The organism is Polaribacter vadi, assembly GCF_001761365.1.
Taxonomy (GTDB): Bacteria; Bacteroidota; Bacteroidia; order Flavobacteriales; family Flavobacteriaceae; genus Polaribacter; species Polaribacter vadi.
Genome location: NZ_CP017477.1, coordinates 1,297,594 through 1,316,824, shown reverse-complemented (window position 1 = coordinate 1,316,824; position 19,231 = coordinate 1,297,594). Strand labels below are relative to the sequence as shown.

Annotated in this window: 18 protein-coding genes; 7 read left to right on the top strand and 11 right to left on the bottom strand. The window is 29.2% G+C overall.

Annotated features, from left to right (window positions below):
• Positions 1-190 precede the first annotated feature (190 nt).
• A complete protein-coding gene (locus tag LPB03_RS05825; RefSeq protein ID WP_065318831.1) occupies positions 191-967 on the top strand; it encodes a DUF6503 family protein in 777 nt (258 codons plus the stop codon).
• Here the strand turns inward: LPB03_RS05825 and LPB03_RS05820 are convergent.
• Complete coding sequence (locus LPB03_RS05820; protein ID WP_065318832.1) at positions 960-2,327, bottom strand: AGE family epimerase/isomerase; 1,368 nt, start codon at positions 2,325-2,327, stop codon at positions 960-962. The two genes, LPB03_RS05825 and LPB03_RS05820, sit on opposite strands and share 8 nt — an antisense overlap.
• Positions 2,328-2,453: 126 nt before the next feature.
• On the opposite strand from LPB03_RS05820, the gene LPB03_RS05815 reads away from it, so the two are divergent.
• Entirely contained in the window at positions 2,454-4,982 is a 2,529-nt protein-coding gene (locus LPB03_RS05815; RefSeq protein WP_065318833.1) for a glycoside hydrolase family 9 protein, read from the top strand.
• On the top strand, positions 4,982-5,980 hold the full coding sequence (locus LPB03_RS05810) for a glycosyl hydrolase (RefSeq protein ID WP_083187064.1): 999 nt from the start codon (positions 4,982-4,984) through the stop codon (positions 5,978-5,980). The genes LPB03_RS05815 and LPB03_RS05810 overlap by 1 nt, the downstream gene beginning before the upstream one ends.
• A gap of 15 nt (positions 5,981-5,995) precedes the next feature.
• On the opposite strand, the gene LPB03_RS05805 is transcribed toward LPB03_RS05810, so the two are convergent.
• From LPB03_RS05805 to LPB03_RS05785, 5 genes are read right to left on the bottom strand one after another with little or no spacing between them, the layout of a single operon-like run.
• Positions 5,996-6,661, bottom strand: coding sequence for a 3'-5' exonuclease (locus LPB03_RS05805; protein WP_065318835.1), 666 nt, complete (start codon positions 6,659-6,661; stop codon positions 5,996-5,998).
• Between the two features lie 6 nt (positions 6,662-6,667).
• Entirely contained in the window at positions 6,668-8,578 is a 1,911-nt protein-coding gene (locus tag LPB03_RS05800) for a DUF294 nucleotidyltransferase-like domain-containing protein (protein ID WP_065318836.1), read from the bottom strand.
• Positions 8,578-9,123 (bottom strand): NUDIX hydrolase, encoded by a 546-nt coding sequence (locus LPB03_RS05795; RefSeq protein WP_065318837.1) that lies wholly within the window; start codon positions 9,121-9,123, stop codon positions 8,578-8,580. Before LPB03_RS05795 ends, LPB03_RS05800 begins: the two co-directional genes overlap by 1 nt.
• Positions 9,124-9,180: 57 nt before the next feature.
• Entirely contained in the window at positions 9,181-9,735 is a 555-nt protein-coding gene (locus LPB03_RS05790) for an acyl-CoA thioesterase (protein ID WP_065318838.1), read from the bottom strand.
• The gene (locus LPB03_RS05785; RefSeq protein ID WP_065318839.1) at positions 9,728-10,111 is read right to left on the bottom strand and encodes a DUF8785 domain-containing protein; all 384 of its coding nucleotides are present in this window, start codon (positions 10,109-10,111) and stop codon (positions 9,728-9,730) included. The genes LPB03_RS05790 and LPB03_RS05785 overlap by 8 nt, the downstream gene beginning before the upstream one ends.
• Positions 10,112-10,395: 284 nt before the next feature.
• Between LPB03_RS05785 and LPB03_RS05780 the strand changes: the two genes are divergently transcribed.
• Positions 10,396-11,571 (top strand): GlmU family protein, encoded by a 1,176-nt coding sequence (locus LPB03_RS05780; RefSeq protein WP_065318840.1) that lies wholly within the window; start codon positions 10,396-10,398, stop codon positions 11,569-11,571.
• 206 nt (positions 11,572-11,777) lie between these two features.
• Here LPB03_RS05780 and LPB03_RS05775 read toward each other — a convergent pair whose 3' ends face one another.
• The 4 genes from LPB03_RS05775 to LPB03_RS05760 form a co-directional block, all read right to left on the bottom strand.
• Positions 11,778-12,512, bottom strand: a complete 735-nt coding sequence (locus tag LPB03_RS05775; protein WP_083187067.1) for a head GIN domain-containing protein — start codon at positions 12,510-12,512, stop codon at positions 11,778-11,780.
• Between the two features lie 29 nt (positions 12,513-12,541).
• On the bottom strand, positions 12,542-13,066 hold the full coding sequence (locus LPB03_RS05770; protein ID WP_065318841.1) for a hypothetical protein: 525 nt from the start codon (positions 13,064-13,066) through the stop codon (positions 12,542-12,544).
• On the bottom strand, positions 13,056-13,622 hold the full coding sequence (locus tag LPB03_RS05765) for an RNA polymerase sigma factor (protein WP_065318842.1): 567 nt from the start codon (positions 13,620-13,622) through the stop codon (positions 13,056-13,058). The genes LPB03_RS05770 and LPB03_RS05765 overlap by 11 nt, the downstream gene beginning before the upstream one ends.
• Before the next feature lie 61 nt (positions 13,623-13,683).
• A complete protein-coding gene (locus tag LPB03_RS05760; protein ID WP_065318843.1) occupies positions 13,684-13,968 on the bottom strand; it encodes a hypothetical protein in 285 nt (94 codons plus the stop codon).
• 189 nt (positions 13,969-14,157) lie between these two features.
• Here LPB03_RS05760 and lon point away from each other — a divergent pair, with 189 nt between their 5' ends.
• Positions 14,158-16,629: an endopeptidase La gene (lon, locus tag LPB03_RS05755; protein WP_083187070.1), complete on the top strand. Its 2,472-nt coding sequence runs from the start codon at positions 14,158-14,160 to the stop codon at positions 16,627-16,629.
• A gap of 31 nt (positions 16,630-16,660) precedes the next feature.
• Here lon and LPB03_RS05750 read toward each other — a convergent pair whose 3' ends face one another.
• The gene (locus LPB03_RS05750; RefSeq protein ID WP_065318844.1) at positions 16,661-16,951 is read right to left on the bottom strand and encodes a hypothetical protein; all 291 of its coding nucleotides are present in this window, start codon (positions 16,949-16,951) and stop codon (positions 16,661-16,663) included.
• A 359-nt stretch (positions 16,952-17,310) separates the two neighbouring features.
• Between LPB03_RS05750 and LPB03_RS05745 the strand changes: the two genes are divergently transcribed.
• On the top strand, positions 17,311-18,036 hold the full coding sequence (locus tag LPB03_RS05745; protein ID WP_065318845.1) for a flavodoxin family protein: 726 nt from the start codon (positions 17,311-17,313) through the stop codon (positions 18,034-18,036).
• A 254-nt stretch (positions 18,037-18,290) separates the two neighbouring features.
• Complete coding sequence (locus tag LPB03_RS05740; RefSeq protein ID WP_065318846.1) at positions 18,291-19,154, top strand: SHOCT domain-containing protein; 864 nt, start codon at positions 18,291-18,293, stop codon at positions 19,152-19,154.
• Positions 19,155-19,231: the final 77 nt, after the last annotated feature.

Here is a 19,231-nt window from a genome sequence, read left to right as displayed (position 1 = left end):
TATTTTTTTGGGCGTTTTAACAGGCTTTCAGCACTCGCTTTTTTTCAGAAAAAGAAAAAAGAGCTCAAACAAATGCTTCAATCCCTAACGCAATCACTCAAATATAAACAAAAGTTATGCGTTGTATTTTGTAATTACTAAGTATTAAAACCGACTTTGTCATCAAATAACAATCAAATTAAACCAAATAATGAAAAAATTAATCTTATTATTAATTGCAATTACTGTAATTTCTTGTAAAAACGAAACTAAAAAAGAATCTTCTAAAAAAGAAGAAATTAAAGAAACTAAAAAAGTTAAAAAAGAGAAGTTTCCTGAGGAATTAGGTAAAGTTTTTCAAACTCATGGAGGAATAAATGCTTGGAGAAAAGCAAAAGTTTTATCTTTTAATAAAGGAGAAGAAGTACATACATCAGATTTACAGTCAAGAAAAATAGTTGTGAATCATTCAAAATATTCTTTAGGTTTTGATGGAAAAGAAGTTTGGTTAAGTGAAGATGAAAAAGGAACTTTTAAAGGAAATCCTAATTTTTATTATAACCTGTATTTCTACTTTTATGCAATGCCTTTTGTGTTGTCAGATAATGGAATTGTCTACGAAAAAGTAAAGGCAATTTCTTTTGAAGGAACTGATTTTCCTGGCTATAAAATCTCTTATGAGGCAAATGTTGGTAGTTCTCCTGATGATAATTATATCATTTATTACAATCCCAAAACTTACCAAATGGAATGGTTGGCGTACACTGTTACTTTTAATTCAAAAGAACCAAGTGAGAAATATAAACTAATTAAATATAACAAATGGGAAAATGTAAATGGGTTGATTTTACCTCAAGAAATTACTTGGTTTAAGAAAGATGATGCTGGAAACCCAACAATGCCTGCAAAACCAGCAACAGTATTTACTTTGCCTTTAATAAGTGAAGCAAAATTAGCAGATTCATTTTATGAGAAACCAGCTAATTAAATTTTTTTAAGGTGTCTATACAATTGATTAAAGCTCTAAAATTGTGGTAAGTACTTTTCCAAACATGCCCTTTTAGAGCTGTTTTAGACTCTGGTGTTTTATCAATTCCCCATTCGTACCAACCACCAAATTCATCATCAATAAAATAAGTTTTTGTGTATTCCCAAAGTTTATCAAATTCTGCTTTGTAGTTCATTTCATCATTTGGAAAATAATGATTCATAATTAACAAACTATTTAAAGCTTCTGTTTGCGCCCACCAATTTTTTTTGTCATTTATAATTGAAATTGTATCTTCATTCTGATAATAATAACCACCATCATATAAACCTCCAACTTTTTTATCAATTCCATTTTTTACAGTATGGTCTACTAATAATTTTGCTTTTTGTAAAGTTATAGTATCGATTTTTCTTCCTAATACATGAGATGCTTCTAATAGTAAATATGCAATTTCAATATCATGACCAAAAGACACATGATTCAAATAATAATGTTTTTGTATGTTTTCTTTTGATGTGTTTTTAAAAGAAACTGGAGTCCAATCAACTAAGAAAAATAAATTCATATACCCTTTTTCGGTTACAATTGTATCTCTAATAAGAAGTAATAATTCTTCTAAACGTTCTTTAAGTAATTTATCTGGCCAAACTTTATATAATTCAGAAAAAGCTTCTAATAAATGTATAGAACTGTTTTGGTCTTTGTAACCAATATCAGAAGTAGATGGTTCGTTCTCTGGCCTTTTTAAAAGACTTCCATCAATATTCATGGTTTGAAAATACCCTTTTAAATTATTATCATGGCTATGTTCTTCTAACCAATGAAAGGTTTTTTTAGCATATTCTAGCGCTTCTTCGTTTTGTGATGCTGCATAATATGCTGCAAGACCATAAATTGCAAAAGCATTTCCATATGCTGTTTTTTCTTGTCCTCTTCGTAAAATAGGAGTTCCATTTTTTTCTACAAAATTATAAAATCCACCATTTTTGGTATCCCACATTTTGTTTTTTAAAAATTCAAAACCGTGTTTTGCATATTCTCTATAAAGGGTATCATTATAAATTAGTGAAGCTTTAGAGTTTACCCAAATATGACGAGCTTGTGTAACAATCATTTTAGTATGATGTTCTCCAATTTTAAAATCATAAGTTACATCACTAAAATAGCCACCATCAACTGAATCTAAAACTAAAGGATACCATTTATCAAGAAGATTATCTTTAGCCTCAAACTCTAATTTTGATATTAAAGCGCTTTCTTTTATTGATAAATTTTCTTCTTTTTCTAGGTTAGTTTTTTGTTTACAATTTAAAAATGTAGCAAAAATTAGAAAATAAAAAACAACTGTTTTTTTCATGATATTATTGGTTTGATATTTAAAGATAGAATAATATCTTCAAAATTGACGTATAAGTAAAATATAGTACTATAAAATAACAAAATAATACCATATCAAGTATTTGTTAATATTTAACTTAGTAACATGAAATCAATTAAAAGTATAAAGCCATATTTCTACTTATTATCATTTTTTTGTTTCAGCATAATTAATGCTCAAGTTGAAAATAAAAAGGATTCAACACATATTTTTAAAATTAATAATTTAGAATATTTAGAAATGCGTGGAGCTAATGTGATGTTGGCACACGATTTTTATCCTGAAAGTCATCAAGGTGGAGTTGGATTAATTCAAAACGGAATTCGAGTTGCCACAAATGGAGATTTACGTTTAGAACCAACACCAGGTCAATGGCAACCTGTTCCTAAAGTTGGTAAACGATTAGTGGATTTAGATTCACAAACAATTAGTGTAAAAATGCAGTATCCAGATGATGGAAAAAACGGTAAAGGTTTTAACCCGATTTTTTATCCAAATTTGGATATGAAATATACCTTAAAAGTTACTGCAGAAGGAGAATCATTTAAAGTTACAGTAGATTTAGAAGAGCCAATTCCAGCAGAATGGGTTGGTAAAGTAGGTATGAATATAGAATTATTTCCTGGATATCTTTTTGGGAAGTCTTATTATATGGATAACAAATTCGGAATATTTACGCGTCAAGCAAATGGCCCAGGTTTTTATGATTCGGATAAAGAATTTCAGTTAAAACCAATGGCGGTTGGTAAAGAATTAGTTATTTCACCTGAAGATAATAAGCAGACTTTAAGCATCAAAAATCTAAAAGGAAATGACTTGCAATTGATTGATGGAAGAGCAAAACATAGTAATGGTTGGTTTGTAGTGCGATCGTTAGTGTCAGCAGGAGCAACAAAAAATGCAATAGAATGGATTATTACACCAAATGTTGTAAAAGAATATACTTATAAATCTGTAGTTCAGGTATCTCAAGTTGGTTATCAAACAAATCAACCTAAAATAGCAGTAATTGAAACTGATAAAAATGATGTTTCTAGTAAAGAAGTATCTCTATTAAAAGTAAATGAAAAAGGCGGATTTACTGAAGTCTTAAAAGAAAAATCAACACTTTGGGGAGATTTTTTAAGATATCGCTACTATCAATTTGATTTTTCTAAGATTACAGAATCAGGGATGTATGTAGTGAAATATAATAATGAAGTTACGCACGCTTTTCAAATTGCAGAAAATGTTTACGATCGTCATGTTTGGCAGCCAACATTAGAATATTTTTTACCAGTACAAATGTGCCATATGCGTGTAAATGATCGATATAAAGTATGGCATGGACGTTGTCATTTAGATGATGCAAGAATGGCGCCAACAAATCACAATCATTTTGATGGATATATACAAGGTGAAGAAACTTTAACCAAATACAAATCTGGAGAGCATGTTCCAGGAATTAATGTTGGAGGTTGGCATGATGCAGGTGATTATGATTTACGTGTAGAATCACAAGCTTCAACAGTTGGTGGCTTGTCTCATATTTATGAATTGTTTGATGTTAAATATGATAACACAACAATAAATCAACAAACAAAAACAGTTGAAATGTTACAACCTGATGGTGTACCAGATATTCTACAACAAATTGAACATGGAGCATTATCTGTTGTTGGTGGATATAAATCTTTAGGACGATTTTATAGAGGAATTATTGTACCACATAAAAGACAGTATATTTTGTTAGGTGATGCTGTTAATCATAGTGATGGCGATATTTATTCAAAAGAAATAAATGCATCTGATGTTGATACTTTAGCCATAGAAAAAGGATTAAAAGGCGCACCTGATGATCGTTGGGTATTTACAGAGAAAAATCCTATGAGAGAATTAAATGCAGCAGCAGATTTAGCAGCAGCTTCAAGAAGTTTAAGAGGCTATAATGATGCTTTAGCAGACGACTGTTTAACTATTGCAAAAGAAATTTGGGAGATTACAAAACCAAAATTTCCAGTAGCAAAACTTAGTTTAGCTGTTGAGCTATTAAAAACAACTAAGGATAAAAAATTTGCAGAATTTTTAATAGAAAATACAGATGATATTGAAAAAGGCATAGATAGAACAGGTTGGATAGTTGGCCCAGTTTTAGACTTAGTAGCAAATGATAATTTTAAAGAAAAAATAAGAAAATCAGTAAAAGAGTATTTAAAAGAAGTTGTAAAATTAGGAAAAGAAACACCTTATGGTATGCCATATAAACCCAATATTTGGGGAGCAGGTTGGGGGATACAAAGTTTTGGTGTACAGCAGTATTATTTACATACTTGTTTTCCAGATATATTTCCAGATACTTATATGCTAAATGCTATGAATTTTGTTTTAGGTGTTCATCCAGGAGTAAACACATCGTCATTTGCATCGGGTGTAGGTTCACGTTCATTAATGCAAGCTTATGGAACAACAAGAGGAGAACATTCACATATTCCAGGAGGTATTGGTTCTGGTACAGCTTTAATTCGTCCAGATTTCCCTGAGTTATTAGAATGGCCTTTTTTATGGCAGCAAACTGAATATGTTTTAGGGGGAGGAACAACAGATTATATGCATTTAATTTTAGCAGCAAATAAATTATTAAAAGATAAAAACTAATGAAGAAACTATTTTTAACAGTAATAAGCAGTATATTTTTTATGACTACAGGTTGTAGTCAAAATCCGTTAGTAAATAAAAATGCAAATGAAGAAGCAAAGGCTTTATTCAATTATATTAATACTTTAGGTGATAATATTTTATCAGGACAACATAGTTATAATGGAGAAAGCCAGCGTTATTATAATAAAGTAGAAAGTATTACAGGAAAATTTCCAGCAGTTTGGGGCACAGATTTTTATTGGAGTAGTGGAGAAGACCCAGGAAAAAGAGTTGTTGAAGCTGCAAAAAAAATGCACAAGCAAGGTGCTATAGTTACATTGATGTGGCATGTGGGTAGACCAACTGATGATGCCCCTTTTGGGTGGAAAGAAAGTGTTCAAAATAAAATAACGGACAAAGAATGGCAAGATTTAATTACACCAGGTACAGATATTCATAAACGGTGGTTAGCACAAGTAGATCATGTAGCTTCTTCCTTAAAAGAATTGCAAGATGCTAATATTCCAGTACTTTGGAGACCATATCACGAAATGAATGGTGTTTGGTTTTGGTGGGGAAATAAAAGAGGTGAACAAGGATTTACCAAACTTTGGAAAATGTTGTTTGATCGTTTTACAAATCATCATAAATTGAATAATTTAATTTGGGTTTGGAATGCAAATGCACCAAGAGATATTCCTAAAGATGAAGGTTTTGATTATGAACTTTTTTATCCAGGACACGATTATGTAGATATTCTTGCAACCGATGTTTATCATTATGATTATGAACAAAACGAATATGAACAATTATTAAAATTAGCAGATGGCAAACCTATTGCTTTAGGTGAAGTTGGTCAACTACCAAAAACGAATATTTTAGAAGTACAACCAAAATGGTCTTGGTTTATGGTGTGGTCTAATTGGTTAGAAACTGCAAATACAGAAGAGCGTGTTAAAAATGTGTACGATTATAAAAATACAATCACGAGAGATGAAATTCAAATAAAAAACTAACTAAAAAGTTATTATTTATTTTATTAAATCTTTTAATTCTAAACCGTTCTTTTTGTTGAGTCTAGAAAGTATCTTTAAAAAAGCTACTGCTGTAATTAACGCATCACCACTTGCAGTGTGTCTATCACTTTTTGAAATATTTAGCTCATCACACAATTCATCTAAAGTGTACTGTTTTAAATTATTTTGATACACTTCGTGTTTAGATTTTTTGTGTAATTCTCCTGTATCTAAAGCTGTGTTTTTAAGTTTTGGTAAATTGTGTCTTTCTAGCATTTGATTCATCATACCAACATCAAAACCAACATGATGTGCTACTAGAACAGCATTTTTTATATATTTTAAAAATTGTTTGATAGCTTCAATTTCATCAAATTTTTCAATATCGCCTTTTTTTAAAATTCCATGAATTTTAACAGTTTCTGGTGTAAAAATTTCTTGTTCTACATAGATCTCAAAACTATCATTTACTCTAATAATATTACCAGTTAAAGAAATGGCGCCAATAGATAAAATTCGATCATTTTTTTTGCTAAAACCAGTAGTTTCTGTATCAAAAACAACAAAACGTACTTTATCAAGTTTTAATTTTTCTGTATTTAAAAAGTTAGATTCATACTCTTTCCAAAAATCTGGATAGTTATTTTTATCAACTTTTTTTTGAAACCAATTAAACGTCATTTTAAATTACATTTTTAAGTTAAATCGTATAAATAATAATTCTTGAATTTCTCTTATGGGTTTAAAACAGCGTTTTAATTTTAGTTTTTCTTCTTTTGTTAGCGTTTCTAATTCTATGAATTTTCCAGAATCATTATGTAAAATACCTTGCTTTGTTTTAAATTTTAGCAATGCCTTAAAAGCATAAGCGCATGAATGATAGAGTTCTTTGTTATTGGGTTCTAATTCAGCTAATTTTTCATAACGCAAAGAAGTGTTGTTAATTTCAAAAATATTCTTTGATAAAATTAACAAACGAGCAGCATCAATTAGAGGCATTAAAGCTCTATTTTTTATATTAAAAAAGTCTTTGTGTTCACCATTGTTTTCTAATAAAAACTGTTTAAAAAAACCTAATGGAGAAGGGCTTTTTACAGCATCTCTTCCTAAAAATAAAAAGAAAAGTGAGGTTTTGTTTACAGTTTCAAAAATACTTTTTGACAATTTTTTAGCCATTTCTACATCACCATAAATAACATTAAAGTCAAAGAAAATTGAAGATAATAAAATTGCTTTTTCATCAGGATTTAAAATCCAATCATTAAATTGTTCTTTCCATTCAGTTAAAGATTTACACCAATTTGGATTGCTTGCCATCATTTCTGCTGGGCAATATTCGTAACCAATTTTATGTAAAGATTTAGTAACATGTTGTGCTAATTTTATAAAATACTGTTTGGTTTCATCGTACTTATCTGCATCAACATCTTCAAAAATGAGTGCATTATCTTGATCTGTATATAGTAATTGTTCTTTTCTACCTTGACTTCCTATTGCTAACCAAGAAAATTTTACTGGTGGTTCTGATTCCATTTTGTTAATAGAAAGTTCTAAAACTTTCATGGTTACAGCATCATTTATTTCAGAAATAATTTTTAATATATGTGATAATGGAATGTTTTGCTCTAAATATAATCTTAATAAAGTGTTTGCTTTATTTCTTGCTTTTCTAATTTCTCTTGTTCTTTTTGCCTTTTTTATTTCTTTTAAAATTACTGTTGGATTGTTACCAAAAGAAACCAAAACATCATGATGCGTTAAAATACCAACAAGTTTAGAATTACTTGTTCCGTCTTTTGTAATACACAAATGGCCAACTCTATGTTTTATCATTTGTAGTTGGGTTTCCATTATTGTAATGTTTCTTGGCTGTGTAATTACTGGTGATGACATGATGTTTACAACAGAAGTTTCAATAGGAAATAAACCTGTAGCAATTTTATTTTTAATATCGCTGTTGGTAATAATTCCGATAGGAAAATCGTTGTTATCAACCACTACAATACAACCAATTTTACGATGGCTCATCGTTATTGCAGCATCTTTTAAAGAAGTTTCAGCATTACAAGTTAGTGGATTTTTTGTGTAATTTGCCGTTTGTAAATTTTCTTCGGATAAATTATTTTTTTCAATATAATCTGTAAAAACATTGCTACTTTCTTCAATTGTATAAGGATCAAAAGATTTTGAAGCAAAAGAAGTAATTAAGTATTTGTTGATTTTTGTGCTTTTTTCTGAAACCGCTTCAAAAACTTCAATCGGAATTCCATAAATAATTGCCTCTTCATTAGCAACAGAATTTAGCGCATAATTTTCTTTACTGATAAGTGGTCTTAGCCCAAAAATATCTCCTGCATCACAAATATCTATTAGTGTTGTGTTAAGGTCATTACTTTTGTAAAGACCAATAGAACCATTTCTAACAACATAAAAATCTTCATGTAAATCATCATTTTCATTAAATACAGGTTTTCCTTTTTCTAAATAAATAATTTTTACTTCGCTAGCAATTTGAAGTAATTTTTTACTGCTCAATAAATTAAATGGAGGGAAATCTTTTAGAAAATCGTAAACGCGTTCTGCAATTGTATTTTTCATTATTTATTTACTTTTTGATAAATTTTATTATAAACTGAAACATAATATTCATGAAACCTAGAAAGTAAAACGTTTTCATGTTTCTCTGTATTTTTAAGAATCTCTAGATCGAATAATTGAATGTCATCAACTTCTTCTGTTTGAATAGTTAATTCTGATAAAGAAATTTTTAATTCAGCAATAAAAACATGATGATGTTCGTTATCCTGAATTCCGTTTTTGTGAGAAACTTGATGAATTCTTGTTCCGATTTTGATGAGGTCCTTTTCATTTAATTCCAAACCAATTTCTTCAAAAACTTCTCTTTTTGCTGATGTTAAAATTTCTTCTCCAGCTCCAATATGTCCTGCAACAGAAATATCCCACAAACCAGGAAATACTTTTTTAGACAGTGCTCTTTTTTGAAGCAATATTTTTTTATCCGAAGTAAAAAGCCAAATATGCACAGTTGCATGAAACCAACCATTTTTATGAGCTTCCGATTTTAGAGCGGTTTTTCCTGTAAATTTTCCTTCAGGAGTTAAAATATCTATGAGTTCGTCCAAAAATAAATGTATAAGTTTTTTAAAGTGGCTGAGAATTCATCAACCAAAAAAATAATTTTAGTTTTCTTTTAAGTCGATTTTAGAATTGCTTGTCTCAAAAAGATGCAAATAATCATCAACTTTAAACGTTTTACTATGAAAACGAGATGTTCTATTTTTACCTTCTTGCTGTCTAGTAATACTTCTTGCAAAACGTCTTATTTCTTGTTTTGTTGTTAAAATAATTCCAGGAATTGCTGTGCTTTTTCCATTTTCATCTTTGGCAACCATTGTAAAATAAGATGAATTACAATGCTTTTTAGTACCAGTTCTTATGTTTTCAGATTCTACTCGCAAACCTACAACCATAGAGGTTCGTCCAGTAAAATTAATAGAAGCTTTTAAGGTAAGTAATTCACCAACTTCAATCGGGTTTAAAAAATCGACTTTATTTACAGACGCAGTTACACAATAATTTCCTGAATGTTTGGAAGCGCAAGCAAACGCAATTTGATCCATCAAATTTAAAATATGTCCTCCATGAATTTTACCACTAAAATTAGAATGTGAAGGTAACATTAGCTGTGTAATGCTAACTTGAGATTCGCTAATTTGTTTAAAATCTTTAATCATTTTTTTCGTTTTTACTTCTAAAATGTGGTGAGTTTTCTTGTGTTACTTTTGTAATAAAATATTTTGTATCACCCAACCAAAAGAAGGTTTTATAACGTTCTTTATAAGTGAGTTTTACATAGCTACCTTGATATTTTTGCAAATTTTCAATGACTTGTTCATTCTTGTCTTCTACAGAAAAAGTAAAAATTTGTGCTCCAGAAATTCCTTGGCTAATTTCTCCTTCCCAAGTTTTTACGATAACGCCTTTTCTGCTTATTTTTATCAATTCTCCAGATCTAACACCTGTACTATACGTTACAAAATATATAAAAAGGTAGTAAAGAATTGTAATTATAACTACAGTACTTAATAAAACACCAATAATTTTTTTCATAAATCAAAAATACAAATCTTTTTTACTGAAAATATTTTTATAAGTCAAAATGTACTATTTATCAGATAAAAGTATTTTTTATTATAAGAGTTTTATTGTTTAGAGCCTATTTTGTTTTTTTTGAATCTTATTGTTCAACTATTTTTTAATAATAAAAAGGAATTGGAATTTTATTTAAAAGTAAAATATTCGGAACGAATAACTTAAAGCGCATTGTATTTTACAATCAGTTTTTTTTTAACATTAATTAAAGTAGATTTGTAGCGCTATAAAATTTTTTAAAAATGAATTATATTTTATTTGATGGCGATGTTAGAAAATCGTTATTACCTTTTACCTATACAAGACCTGTTGCAGATATTAGAATTGGTATTTTAACGATTAGAGAAAAATGGGAAAAATATTTAAATTTAACAACTACAACAGTTACAGAAGAATATTTAGAGGAAAAATATCCAATGGTTGAATTGGAAGAAAATATTTTGATAAATGCCTCTTTTTGCCCAACAAAAAGTTTGGTTAAAAAAGTTAAGAATTTATCTAAAAACGAAGCTATTTTTAAAGGTGATGATGTAATTGCTTTTTTTACATCAGACTCTCAAGAAGAAGTAAATTTTGATGATTATACACACATTGAGTTTGATGAAGAGATTATCCAAATAAAAAATACTTGGGATATTTTTTCGTTCAATTATGAAGCGATTCAGCAAGATTTTGAGTTGCTTACAAAAGACAGAACTTCACAACCAATTCCTGAAGGAACTAGATATATTAATAAAGAAAATATTTTTATTGAAGAAGGTGCAGAAATTACTTTCGCAACTTTAAATGCCTCTGAAGGCCCAATTTATATTGGTGAAAATGCTGTTGTTATGGAAAATTCAGCAATAAGAGGACCTTTTGCTATGTGTAATGATGCAGTTGTAAAATTAGGAACAAAAATATTTGGAGGAACTACTTTAGGACCTTTTTGCAAAGTTGGAGGAGAAATTAATAATTCAGTTTTGTTCGGCTATTCTAGCAAAGGTCATGATGGTTATTTAGGAAATTCAGTTTTAGGTGAATGGTGTAATTTAGGTGCAGATACTAACAATTCAAATTTAAAAAATAATTACGCAGAAGTAAAGTTATGGAATTATGAAACTGGTAGATTTGCAAAAACAGGTTTACAATTCTGTGGATTAATGATGGGAGATCATTCAAAATGTGGTATAAACACCATGTTTAATACAGGAACAGTTGTTGGTGTTTCTGCTAATATTTATGGAAGTGGATTTCCAAGAAATTTTATCCCTTCTTTTAGTTGGGGAGGAGCTGCTGGTTTTACAGAATACAAAACAAATAAAGTGTACGAAGTAGCCACTGTTGTTATGAATCGTAAAAATATGGTTTTTGGCGAAGTTGATCAACGAATTTTAGAACACGTTTTTAACGAAACAGCTCAATATAGAAACTATTAGATTTTTTTTTTAGAAACAGGAAACAGGAAACAGGAAAAAAGAAAAAAGATACAAGAGCCAAGAGCCAAGAAAAAAAGAAACTTAAAAAGCCTAAAATGAAAATTCATTTTAGGCTTTTTAAGTTTTATATGGAAACCAACTAAAAGCATCGTTCACATTTCCAAGTCTTCCCTTTGGGAAGATTTAGATGGGCTTTTAGGCTTTTATTAATTCTTATCGACAACTTCTCCAGAACCAACAGATTTTGCATCAACATTACTTGGGTTTCCTTTGTAATAAACACTTCCAGAACCTACAACTTTTGCTTTAATTTTTGTTGAAACTGTAATTTTAATACTTCCAGAACCAGCAATTGAAGCGTTTAAAGTATCTGTAGTTAAGTCATAAGCTTTTATGCTTCCAGAACCAGCAATAGCGCAAGATAAATCATCAGATCTTCCTGTTAATTTTACGTTTCCAGAACCACCAATATTTACGCTTAAATCGTCTGCATCTACATCTAAAGTAATGTTTCCAGAACCTCCTAAAGAAATCGATAAATCGTTGCTTTTTATAACACCTTCACTTGAAATGTTTCCAGAACCACCTATCGATATTTTTTCCAGATCATTGTACGTAACCGTAATTGTTAATCTTTTACTTGTACTGATATTTGTGTTTTTCTGATACCTTATTTGTAAGGTATTTCCATTCACTTCAGTTTCTATGTAAGGAATTATATTTTCTTCACCTTCAATGCTAATTGCGCCTTCTTTTCCTTTAATCAAAATAACATCAAAAGAGCCACCAACAGCAATTCCATCATAATCAGAAGTTGTTCTTTTTACAGTAACAACGTTTCCATTTCCTTTTATTTTTTTACTATTTCCCCACCAGTTTTGTGCATTTGTAGAGAAACTTGCAGTTATAAAAAGTATAAGAAGGGTAGTTTTTTTAATCATAATAGTTATTTTTATTTAATTGATATTTGTTAGATAAATGCATCCTTGTCTAAAAATGAAGGATTTTTAATTTGTTCTATTTGTTTTAATAAATTTTCTAAAATTACTAAACGTTGCTGGTAATTTTTAATCATCATTAATAATGTTTTTGATTGTTCACCTTCAACATTTAATTCAGTTAGCGAAACAATATAACTCTCTTCTAAATCTTCTAATTCATTTAAAGCTCGTTCAATAATCATTTCTGTTTCCAAGCTTCTATTGCCTTCAACTTTTCTTAATTTTTTATTGATAGTTGCCACAAAAAAATCTTGAACCTTCTCAATTTTAGGAGTTGTATCAGCTAATTTTAATTGTTTTTTCTGATGTGTATTTCCCAACCAAAATCCAAGTACTAAAAAAACAGAAGCTGCAACTGACAGCCATTTCCAAGAAACTTTAGTCGTTTTTTTAGATTGATTTAATTTACGCTCAAAACGATTTTTATGACCAGCATGTGGTTCTTGAAAATCGAAATCATTTTCAGAAAAGAAGTTGTCGAATTTATCTTCCATATTCTTGTATACTTATATTTTCTGCAAGGATTACTTGCTTTAATTTTTTCTTTGCTCTAGAAATTGTGGTTCTCACATTTTCATTTGTGTAATTTAATATTTGCGCTATTTCTTCATAATCAAAACCTTCAATTAAATTTAAGGTTAACACAATTCTATAATTATCTTTTAAATTTTGTAAAGTTTTTAAAACATTTTGCGGATTTAAACCTTTGTAATCTATTGCTTCATTTTCAATTTCATCTGTAGGAATTACATCCATTTTTACTTCTTGATAGCGATTGTTTTTCTTTAATTGCGTTAAGCTTTTATTAATTACAATACGTTTTAACCAAGCTCCAAAAGCAACTTCACCTTTATATGTATGCAGTTTTGTAAAAGCCGTTAAAAAAGCTTCTTGCATTATATCTTCAGCTTCAAAACTATCTTTTAAAATACGATGAGCAGCATTATACATGGCTTTGTAATAGCCGTTATAAATTTCTAACTGCGCGTTTTTATCCGAAGATTTACAGCGTTTTAATAGGTTGGTTATATGTGGTTGATTTGCTTCCAAATTAAACTTCTATACTAAAGACAAAACTGTTTTTAAGTTGTGACAGTTTTGTGGAAATAAATTAGAAAAAGAAACGTAAATAAATTGCTATTGCTATTCCTGTTATGATAGCAATTAAAATTATTAGCATTGTTTTTCTTTTTTCAATTTCTTTTTTTCTTTTCCATTTTAATTCGAAAGATTTTAATTCATTTTCTGACATTTTTGGAAAGTTATATTTTTTTTCAAATTTATTACCATAACCAATATAGCTTTCTTTTATTTTTTTTAATTTTCTTCTTAAAGAGTTTTTATGATTTTGATTCGATTCCTCTTTTTTCTTTAATTCACCAAAATGTGATATCATAATTGCTATTTGAATTGAGGCTATAAAAATAAACTTTTAAATAAGAACTCTAGTTAAATTTTCCTTTGGCATAACAATTGACTTATTAGTAAAAGATAATACCTATTTGTGTTTTAAGTAGTTTATTATCAATAATATATAAAGATAAGAACGATGTCGTTTTTCAATTCAAAGAAAATCAATGTCAGAATGACAGATATACAGCACATGAGCAAAACAAAAGTTATAAATTTAGACAATTTGTCTTTTCAGGAAATGATGAATGAAGATTCAGAATTAATTCCTTTAATGACGCCAGAAGATGAAGAGATCATCAATAAAGAAAGCGTTCCAAAAATATTACCAATTTTACCTTTAAGAAATACTGTTTTATTTCCAGGAGTTGTAATACCAATTACAGCTGGTAGAGATAAATCGATTCAATTAATTAAAGATGCTAATAAAGGTAATAAAATAATTGGAGTAGTTGCACAACGTAATGAAGATGAGGAAGATCCTACTTTAAAAGACATCAATACTACAGGAGTTGTAGCACAAATTCTACGTGTTTTAAAAATGCCTGATGGTAACACAACAGTCATCATTCAAGGTAAAAAACGTTTTGAAATTGAGGAAATAATTCAAGATGAACCGTATTTAAAAGCAACTGTAAAAGAAGCTGTAGAAGACAAGCAAATTGAAGATGAAAAAGAATTTGAAGCAATTATCGATGCTATAAAAGAACAAGCTTTAGCTGTAATTAAGGAAAACCCGATGTTACCAAGTGAAGCTTCTTTTGCGATAAAAAATATCCAATCAAATTCTTTTTTGGTCAATTTTATTGCTTCTAATATGGATTTATCAGTAATGCAAAAACAAGTAATTTTAGAAAAAGACAGTCTAAAAGAACGAGCATTATTAACGCTGAAAAATTTAAATAAAGAGCTTCAAAAATTAAAGTTGAAGAATGATATTCAGTCTAAAACTCGCGAAGATTTAGATCAACAACAACGTGAATATTATTTAAATCAACAATTAAAAACCATACAAGAAGAATTGGGTGGTGTTTCTAACGATCAAGAATTGGAAGAAATGCGTAAAAAAGCCAAATCAAAAAAGTGGACGAAAGAAGTTGGTGAAACTTTTGAAAAAGAGTTAAATCGCTTAAAAAGAATGAATCCACAAGCTGCAGATTATGGTGTGCAAAGAAGTTATTTAGAGTTGATGTTAGAATTGCCTTGGGGAATTTTTTCTAAAGATAAATTCGATTTAAAACATGCAACCAAAGTTTTAGACAGAGATCATTTTGGTTTAGAAAAAGTTAAAGAAAGAATCATAGAACATTTGGCAGTTTTAAAGTTGAGAAACGATATGAAATCGCCAATAATCTGTTTATATGGACCTCCAGGAGTTGGTAAAACTTCTTTAGGAAAATCGGTTGCAGAAGCTTTAGGACGTAAATATGTACGTATGTCTTTAGGTGGTTTAAGAGATGAAGCAGAAATTAGAGGACACAGAAAAACCTATATTGGTGCAATGCCAGGAAGGTTAATCCAAAATCTTAAAAAAGCAGGAACATCAAATCCTGTATTTGTTTTAGATGAAATCGATAAATTAGGACAAAGTCATCAAGGAGATCCATCTTCTGCAATGTTAGAAGTTTTAGATCCTGAACAAAATGAAGCTTTTTACGATAATTATTTAGAAGTTGGGTACGATTTATCGAAAGTACTTTTTATTGCTACAGCCAATAATTTAGGGCAAATTCCTTGGGCTTTAAGAGATAGAATGGAAATTATTAATGTAACTGGCTATACTATCGAAGAAAAAACAGAAATTGCAAAAAGACATTTATTACCAAAACAATTAAAAGAACATGGTTTAACTACCAAAGATTTAAAGTTAGGTAAAAAACAAATTGAGCAAATTGTAGAAGGATATACACGTGAGTCTGGAGTTCGTGGTTTAGAAAAACAAGTCGCAAAAGTGGTTCGTTTTGCAGCTAAAAGTATTGCTTTAGAAGAAGAATATGATATTTCATTATCATCAGAAAAAATTGAAGCAATTTTAGGAACACCAAGAAACAGAGATAAATTCGAAAATAATGATGTTGCTGGTGTTGTTACAGGTTTGGCTTGGACAAGAGTTGGTGGCGATATTTTATTTATAGAATCTATTTTATCGAAAGGAAAAGGAACACTTTCCATAACAGGTAATTTAGGAACTGTTATGAAAGAATCTGCAACAATTGCCTTACAATACATCAAATCGAACGCAGAAGAATTTGGTATAAAGCCAGAAGTTTTAGAGAAATATAATGTACATATTCACGTTCCTGAAGGTGCAACTCCAAAAGATGGACCAAGTGCAGGTATTACCATGTTAACTTCGTTAGTTTCTTCTTATACGCAACGTAAAGTGAAAAACAAGTTAGCAATGACTGGTGAAATTACCTTACGTGGAAAAGTGTTGCCAGTTGGTGGAATTAAAGAAAAAATTCTTGCAGCTAAAAGAGCAAACATCAAAGAAATTATTTTGTGTGAAGACAACAGAAAAGATATTCTTGAAATTAAAGAAAGCTATTTAAAAGGCTTAACTTTCCATTATGTTTCAGACATGAAACAAGTTATTGAAATTGCGCTCACAAAGCAAAAAGTAACAAACGCTAAGAAATTAGTGTAAATATATAAGCCTCCAATTTGGAGGCTTTTTTTTAATCACAATAATCACAATCTGGCAGATTAAGATCTTGTTGTAATTGTTTATAATATGCACACTGGCTGGCTAAAGCTTCAGTTTGCCCATTACACTTGTAAACGTATGCAGCTTGGCATTGATAGTCATATTGATTATCAATATTATTTGGTCGATTATAATCGCCACAAGCAACAGTTTCTACAACTGCTTCCTCTTCTTCTTCAAGTCCAAAAAGTTCTTCACAACTAAACATTGTAATTGTTAAAAATGTAAATAGAGCAAAAAATAAAATTTTTCTTTTTTTCATAATTTAAGTTTTAAGTTATTTTCAAATATATGGTAATCAGTACTTTGTGTTTATACCTAAGAATAGGTAATTCTTTACCTACTTGAAATTTGTAATGTTTTTATAAAACAGGGTTTTTAACATTATAATGAAATCTTTTAATTAAAAGAAACATTCTATTTGTTTGATAGCTAAAAAGTTATAACTTTAATTGTTTTCAATATTAATTATAAAAATGATAAGCAATAAAGTGCAAAGCAGTTCTAATTAAACTGATTACAGTTCAAAGTCTTCTTATTTTTAAGTTAATTTTACTACTTCAGAAAAATAATTAAATTCTTTTTTTGAAAGTTTTTATCTAATTTAAAATTCTACACTTTATGAAATTTTCCAACCTATCAGTATTATACATCAATTGTACCTTGAAAAAATCTCCTCAAGAAAGTCATACAGAAACATTAATGAAAGTTTCTCAAAGAATTTTAGAAAAAGAAAATGTTGCTTTTGAAACCATAAGACTTATAGATGAAGATGTTGCAGTTGGTATTTATCCAGATATGACAGAACATGGTTTTGAGAAAGATAGTTGGCCAGAAATATTTAAAAAAGTAATGGCTGCAGACGTTTTAATTATTGGAACGCCAATTTGGTTGGGAGAAAAATCTTCTGAAGCTCAAAAATTAATTGAGCGTTTGTATGCAATGAGTGGCAAAACAAATAAGAAAGGTCAATATATATTTTACGGAAAAGTTGGTGGTTGTTTAGTTACTGGTAATGAAGATGGAATAAAACATTGTGCAATGGGTATTTTGTATGCAATGCAACATGTTGGTTATTCAATTCCACCTCAAGCAGATTGTGGTTGGATTGGTAGAGTAGGTCCAGGACCAAGTTATGGAGATACTGAGTTTAAGGATAAAAAAATAAATCCTCCAGTTGGTTTCGATTCAGATTTTACAAACAGAAATACCACATTTATGACATACAATTTATTGCACCTAGCAAAAATGCTAAAAGAAAATAATGGCTATGATAATTATGGAAACTCAAGAGAAGAATGGGATGATGGAACACATTGGGGTTTTGAAAACCCAGAGTATAGATAATTAAAAACAACTTATAAAACTTTTTTAGTTTGAATTAAAAATCTAGAGTTTTTTACTTTTAAAGCTCTAGATTTTTTCGTTTATTTTAATTATTGATAAACGTTTTTAAGTTGCACAATTTCAAAATGTTAAATCTTTATTTTTAACATAAATTACCTAAAAACTAATTTGAAAAAGAAACTTAATTGTATTCTTTAAGACTACCTTTGTCGCGAAAATGTAAAACAAACATTTTTATTAAATAAGAATAAATTATGAATGCAATATTCACAGATGCTAGTTTTCAAAATATGAATAACATAGCGAATCGTTATAACATTAGTATTGGTGCAGTTACAGATTTAACGCACACTTTAATAAGGAGTAATGGAACCATGGCACAATTTAACATTGCTGAATTAGGTGGTGGAGGTCAATGGATGCAAGGAGGAATGACGATGGTTGGTGATATGTTTAACAATCAATTAAAATATACAGTAGATGGTTTGTGTATAGAAATTTCAAACTTAATTCATCAAGGAGGCATTCAATACAAACCTTTACCTAAAGTTCAAAATCATAATAATCGACAAAAAAACAACCAAAATTATAGCCAACAAAGCCAAAGTCAAGGAGGTTTTAATAATAATTCTGCTGGAAATTGGTGGGGAGATTTAGGTTTCCCAAATTCTACTGGAAGTCAGAATGATACAAGTTATGCTATTTTCTCAAACATACATCGTTTGGCAATTCAGCAACATGGAAAAGTAATTGTGTTTGATACCTTAGATCATCAAATTGGTGGGGTTGGACAACAACAAGGAGGAAATTATTCCGTGAATTTTTCGAGCCAATATGGAACTGTAGATTTAAGTTCTTTACCAATTGTTTCTGGAGGCGAAAATAAACCGAAACAGCAACCAGAACAGATTAATAATAATCAGAACAATAATATCCAAAATAATAATCAAAATCAGCCTGATGTAATTGTTCAAGAAAAGAAGCAAGAATTTTCTAACAGCAATTTGGAGGAAGATATTTTTGCTAAAATTGAAAAGTTAGCAAACTTAAAAAACAAAGAATTTATTTCTGTGGAAGATTTTGAAAACAAGAAAGCAGAATTACTAGCAAGATTGTAAAAATTGATTTAAAATAAAAAAGCTCAACTCTTTGAAATAAATGTTTCAAAAAGTTGAGTTTTTTTTTACAAAATAAA

What these genes read in the sequence shown, in the direction of transcription:
- LPB03_RS05825 (WP_065318831.1), top strand. Translation starts at nt 191, where the DNA reads ATGAAAAAATTAATCTTATTATTAATTGCAATTACTGTAATTTCTTGT.
- LPB03_RS05820 (WP_065318832.1), bottom strand. Translation starts at nt 2,327, where the DNA reads ATGAAAAAAACAGTTGTTTTTTATTTTCTAATTTTTGCTACATTTTTA.
- LPB03_RS05815 (WP_065318833.1), top strand. Translation starts at nt 2,454, where the DNA reads ATGAAATCAATTAAAAGTATAAAGCCATATTTCTACTTATTATCATTT.
- LPB03_RS05810 (WP_083187064.1), top strand. Translation starts at nt 4,982, where the DNA reads ATGAAGAAACTATTTTTAACAGTAATAAGCAGTATATTTTTTATGACT.
- LPB03_RS05805 (WP_065318835.1), bottom strand. Translation starts at nt 6,661, where the DNA reads ATGACGTTTAATTGGTTTCAAAAAAAAGTTGATAAAAATAACTATCCA.
- LPB03_RS05800 (WP_065318836.1), bottom strand. Translation starts at nt 8,578, where the DNA reads ATGAAAAATACAATTGCAGAACGCGTTTACGATTTTCTAAAAGATTTC.
- LPB03_RS05790 (WP_065318838.1), bottom strand. Translation starts at nt 9,735, where the DNA reads ATGATTAAAGATTTTAAACAAATTAGCGAATCTCAAGTTAGCATTACA.
- LPB03_RS05785 (WP_065318839.1), bottom strand. Translation starts at nt 10,111, where the DNA reads ATGAAAAAAATTATTGGTGTTTTATTAAGTACTGTAGTTATAATTACA.
- LPB03_RS05780 (WP_065318840.1), top strand. Translation starts at nt 10,396, where the DNA reads ATGAATTATATTTTATTTGATGGCGATGTTAGAAAATCGTTATTACCT.
- LPB03_RS05775 (WP_083187067.1), bottom strand. Translation starts at nt 12,512, where the DNA reads ATGATTAAAAAAACTACCCTTCTTATACTTTTTATAACTGCAAGTTTC.
- LPB03_RS05770 (WP_065318841.1), bottom strand. Translation starts at nt 13,066, where the DNA reads ATGGAAGATAAATTCGACAACTTCTTTTCTGAAAATGATTTCGATTTT.
- LPB03_RS05760 (WP_065318843.1), bottom strand. Translation starts at nt 13,968, where the DNA reads ATGATATCACATTTTGGTGAATTAAAGAAAAAAGAGGAATCGAATCAA.
- lon (WP_083187070.1), top strand. Translation starts at nt 14,158, where the DNA reads ATGACAGATATACAGCACATGAGCAAAACAAAAGTTATAAATTTAGAC.
- LPB03_RS05750 (WP_065318844.1), bottom strand. Translation starts at nt 16,951, where the DNA reads ATGAAAAAAAGAAAAATTTTATTTTTTGCTCTATTTACATTTTTAACA.
- LPB03_RS05745 (WP_065318845.1), top strand. Translation starts at nt 17,311, where the DNA reads ATGAAATTTTCCAACCTATCAGTATTATACATCAATTGTACCTTGAAA.
- LPB03_RS05740 (WP_065318846.1), top strand. Translation starts at nt 18,291, where the DNA reads ATGAATGCAATATTCACAGATGCTAGTTTTCAAAATATGAATAACATA.